This is a genomic window from Enterobacter sp. KBR-315C3_2022 (assembly GCF_041399425.1).
In the GTDB taxonomy this organism is placed as follows: domain Bacteria; phylum Pseudomonadota; class Gammaproteobacteria; order Enterobacterales; family Enterobacteriaceae; genus Enterobacter.
In genome coordinates this window covers 1-4287 of the sequence record NZ_JBGKEB010000050.1, presented here as the reverse complement: position 1 = coordinate 4287, position 4287 = coordinate 1, and the positions used below count along the sequence as shown (strand labels likewise).

Genomic DNA, 4287 nt, shown 5'->3' with positions numbered 1-4287 from the left:
ATGTACCGCGTGCTTAAAAAAGACGCGCTGATGGTGAGCTTCTACGGCTGGAATCGAGCCGATCGCTTTATAGCTGCGTGGAAAAATGCCGGGTTCAGCGTGGTTGGTCATCTTGTCTTTGCCAAGACGTACACATCAAAGTCCGCTTACGTTGGTTACACCCACGAATGCGCCTACGTGCTGGCAAAAGGCCGCCCGCCGCTGCCGGAAACCCCGTTGCGCGACGTGATGGACTGGAGGTACACCGGCAACAAACATCACCCAACGGAGAAGCCGGTATCGAGCCTTCAGCCGCTTATCGAGTCCTTTACCAGACCTGGTGGCATTGTGCTCGACCCCTTTGCTGGCAGCGGCTCTACCTGCGTGGCCGCACTACAGGCAGGGCGGCGGTACATCGGTATTGAGCTGCTCGAACAGTATCACCGTGCGGGCGTTCAGCGGCTGGCCGCCGTTAAGCGCTCGATGTGTCTGCCTGCCGCCAACGGTGACTGGCTTCCGGAGGCCGCATGACCAACTACGCCGGAAGCGAAGCGCTGCGGGCCGACGTTGCCGCCCTGGCAAACAGCATGTGCGACCTGCGCGCAACGCTCAACGCGCTGGAATCCCGCTATCGCTACGACGCGGAGAACCTGACGGAGCGCCTGGCTCGCCAGACAATTTGCCGCATCAACGCGCTTTACCTCGAAGCATACCGGCAGGCGCTGGAGCTGGACGCCAGCTTTAAAGACTGAAACGGGCGGGCGCAAACGCCCGTCGGACAACGAATCTGGAGATTTACTATGTACGGAACACGCGAAGAAATCTGCACCCGGCTCGAAACAATGTTCACCGCTGATGAGCCGCTGGTATTGCTGATATGGACCGAAGAAGCGTTCTGTGTCGCCTGTAGCGAACTGGATTTAAAGCCGAGGCCTGACGAAATTCAGGGCCTGATGGAAGCGATCGGCAATACGGATATGGCCGTTTATCGCCGGGAAGGGGTGACAAATTCAGGCATCTGCGACCTTCTGGAACGACACCGCGAGGCCGTTGCTCTTGAAGTCAGCGTTCCCGCGGTGCTGCTCAGGCGCGTACTGCGGCGCCAGGAGGGCGATCTGGAAAATCTTATCGGGCAGGCATGGGAGGCCGGTCGCCCGACGCCTGAATGCCTTAAACAGGCGCTGCACGATGTCAGAGTGCTGATGGAACGGATCTGATGCAGGCCACAGGGCCGGGAGCAATCCTGGCTCTGCTCTGCCGATCCTGCAAAGCAAAGGATGTCGCCGGCTCCGCTTATCAGGCCGCGCCGTTACGCGGCGGGCAGGTACGCCGTGCCTCCACTTTAGCCGTGCTGCGTCAGAGACAAGGGAAGCTGGCGCCGTCACTCTCACCCGGTCGCAGTTTTTTAAAGGCCATATCCGCCGTCTTTCCGTCGTTTTCCGGCTCATTTTTCGCCGTCAAACCGTCCAGCCTGCTCCTGCTTTTTTACTGCGCTGCGGCTTCGGTGACGCCCTTGTTTCTGCCGCTGCCGCACGGCTGTCGTATCGGCACGGCGCAAAGGGTGCCGCATTTGAGCAAGGAGTTCGTGATGAATACCGCATACCGTTTCATTCACCGTCACACCCGAAACACCCTCATCGCGCGCGGCTGGCCAGCAGAGATGGATATTCAGACCCGCCTCAGCTACTCGCAGGGCGACGGCGTGGCGTTCTACGGCTCCCTGACGGCGGCGCAGCTGGTTCATCTCCTGCCGGAAATTGCCCTGCGCGGCCTGATGGACGACAGGAACATGCGCGAACTCGTCGATGAAGTTGCGGGCAGTCGCCTGAGCGTTCGCCTGTACCCAAACAGGCTGAGCCGCCAGTATGCGCACAGCGGCACAATTTCGCTGGACTACAACGATTCACCTGACGGACTGAGCGAGCGCCACGCCGTGATGCTCATGAAGGCGCTGCGGGCTGAAATCAATCACGTCTGCGGCTGCGTGGCGGCGGCGGGCTATCGCGTGCTCGAGGCGTTTTCACCGTCTGAGGAGCCTCTTCTTATCTGCCGGAAAACCCGAAATTTCACGCTCCGTATCGTTGAGGATGAACCGGAGGAAGACGCCGATACGTGGGATAACGAGGCTGTCGACAGGCTGCTGCTCGCTATTCTCGACGGCAATATTACCTACCGCACCATACTGATCCAGATTGAGGCGCACGGGCTGATGCTCGCGCAGAACACCGTCCGGTACGCATGGCGTAAGGACGGACTGCCCGTGCGCAGGTGGTTTGACCGAAGCTGGCTGCGCGTGGCGGTGCGCGATGCCAGAGAGGAGGTGCAGGTGCTTCTGGGGGCGCTCTCCTCGCTGCGGCCTGCCATCTGACGCTGATGCGGGGCACGTGCCCCGCATGTCCGGATATGCAAAACGGATGTCGCGCGCTCCGCTGTACCGGCGCGACCTCCACGGTGTTACGGCCGCGCAGTGAGTCACGTTCGTGCGGCCTGCGGCAAACGCCGTGCCTCTACTCTAGCCCGACCGCTGCGACTGCAAGGGTCCGCTGCGCCGACATCCTCGCCCGGTCGCAGTCATTTTCTGATGTCAGTCGCCGTTCTTCCCGTCGTTCTCTCGCTCAGTATTCGCTCGATAACCGTACAGACCGTCTCCGCTTTTTTTCTGCGCTGCGGCCTCCGGTGTCGCCCCTGCATTCTTCGCTTTTTGTCGGGCTGTCGTGTCGGCACGGCGTAAGCCGGAACTCAGACGACATCGACTATAGAGGATTTTTTTATGCGCACTACGACCACCACACCGGCTGTTTACGTGGGTACGTACCACAAATACAACTGCGGCAGCATTTTCGGAAAGTGGTTTGACCTGACGGAGTTTGACGGTCGGGAGGATTTTTATAAGGCCTGTCAGGCGCTGCACGCCGACGAATGGGATGCAGAATTTATGTTCCAGGACTGGGAGGGCATTCCGTCACAGTTCGCCTCCGAATCCTCCGTGGACTGGGATTTTATTCGGGCGTACAGGCGCGCGCAGGAGGAGGGCAGGGACGCGGCCTTTATCGCCTGGGCTGAATATACCGGCGAATGCGATTACGACGCTTTCGATGACGCATATCGGGGCGAGGCGAAGAGCGAGGAGGATTACGCATACGAGTATGTGAATGAGCACGCTTTGCTGTCTGCCATACCCGATGACCTGCGCTGCTATTTTGACTACGAGGCGTATGCGCGCGACCTGTTCAGCGATGGCCTGGTATTTGTCGACGGTTACGTATTCAGCAACTGATTAGGACGGGCAGGGAAAAGCCTGCCCGCAGGGAGATTTACATGAAACTCGACCAACAGACCCGCGACATCCTGCGCCAGTACAAAGCGCTCATTAATGCCCGCCGCCGTGATTCCGGCCAGCGGGAGCTGACCACCGCGCAGGTGGTTGATGAAATCTGCTACTACATGACCTGCCAGTGTGCGGTGTATATCGGCGGGCACTTCATCCTGCAGGGCGGAAAGGGGGAGTGATGCTCCGGCAGGCGGTGATGCCGCCTGTCAGTCCGCGCGCAAAACCCTGCAGGCTCGCGCCTGCGGGGCAAGGACATGCGCCGCGCTTCGCGCCGCTGCCCGTCCTTTTCCCCTGCACTGGACAGGCGTACACTTGATGCTCTTGTAATGGCTGTCGGAGAGTACCGTGTCAGAGTTTAATATCGCTGCCAAATCGAAAGATGAACAGGACAAAGTCGCTGTGGACCTGTTGGCTTCTGCTGTCGCGTTCAAAGAGCGTATGAATATGCCGGTTGTGCCAGAAGTCCTTGCCAGAGAGCAGCCTGAGCATCTGCAGGATTATTTTTTGGAGCGGGTGCGCCACTACCGTCAGCTCATTACAAAGCTGCCGAACGCAAACGACCCGAAATATATCGAGATGGCTGAAGCCAACGGTAAGGGGAAATGAATACTGTCACGTATAGTTGTTTTAACAGGGCGGCCTGTACAACTATATCAGAAAATAATCTTTGCTATTGCGCGGGCGTCCGGGCGGGCTGTCATGCTTCGCAAAGAGCCTGCTGCGCCGTCTCTGCCCGGGCCGTTCGCTCCCTGCGGTCACTCCAGGCCAGCGGGTTTTCATCCCTGACGCACCATCCCCGCTTGCAGCAGCCGTTCCGGCTGCGCCGCCCGGTCGCGCCGTATCCTGCGCTTCCGGCATGGCACCGATAACACCAACGGCATCGATGCCATGTAAGGCGCAACGCCGTTTCGCCGCGCGCGGCTTCCCGTCATTGCGGCGTGCCCCTGCTCATCCTCAGGATGTGCTCTCTCCCGTCT

7 protein-coding genes are annotated in these 4287 nt (G+C 59.6%); all 7 read left to right on the top strand.

All coding sequences use genetic code 11. The annotated features are described in order from the left end of the window. A partial coding sequence (locus AB8804_RS23040; protein WP_371190252.1) for a DNA methyltransferase occupies positions 1 to 510 on the top strand: 510 nt, incomplete at its 5' end. After that, entirely contained in the window at positions 507 to 731 is a 225-nt protein-coding gene (locus tag AB8804_RS23035) for a hypothetical protein (protein WP_371190251.1), read from the top strand. The genes AB8804_RS23040 and AB8804_RS23035, both read left to right, overlap by 4 nt. A 48-nt stretch (positions 732 to 779) precedes the next feature. After that, positions 780 to 1196, top strand: a complete 417-nt coding sequence (locus AB8804_RS23030) for a DUF1380 family protein (RefSeq protein WP_371190249.1) — start codon at positions 780 to 782, stop codon at positions 1194 to 1196. A 371-nt stretch (positions 1197 to 1567) separates the two neighbouring features. Then, on the top strand, positions 1568 to 2347 hold the full coding sequence (locus AB8804_RS23025; protein ID WP_371190248.1) for a hypothetical protein: 780 nt from the start codon (positions 1568 to 1570) through the stop codon (positions 2345 to 2347). A 402-nt stretch (positions 2348 to 2749) separates the two neighbouring features. Continuing rightward, the gene (locus tag AB8804_RS23020; RefSeq protein ID WP_371190246.1) at positions 2750 to 3256 is read left to right on the top strand and encodes an antirestriction protein ArdA; all 507 of its coding nucleotides are present in this window, start codon (positions 2750 to 2752) and stop codon (positions 3254 to 3256) included. Between the two features lie 41 nt (positions 3257 to 3297). Next, positions 3298 to 3489, top strand: coding sequence for a hypothetical protein (locus tag AB8804_RS23015; RefSeq protein ID WP_371189734.1), 192 nt, complete (start codon positions 3298 to 3300; stop codon positions 3487 to 3489). 166 nt (positions 3490 to 3655) lie between these two features. After that, positions 3656 to 3916: a DNA polymerase III subunit theta gene (locus AB8804_RS23010; RefSeq protein ID WP_371190244.1), complete on the top strand. Its 261-nt coding sequence runs from the start codon at positions 3656 to 3658 to the stop codon at positions 3914 to 3916. Positions 3917 to 4287: the final 371 nt, after the last annotated feature.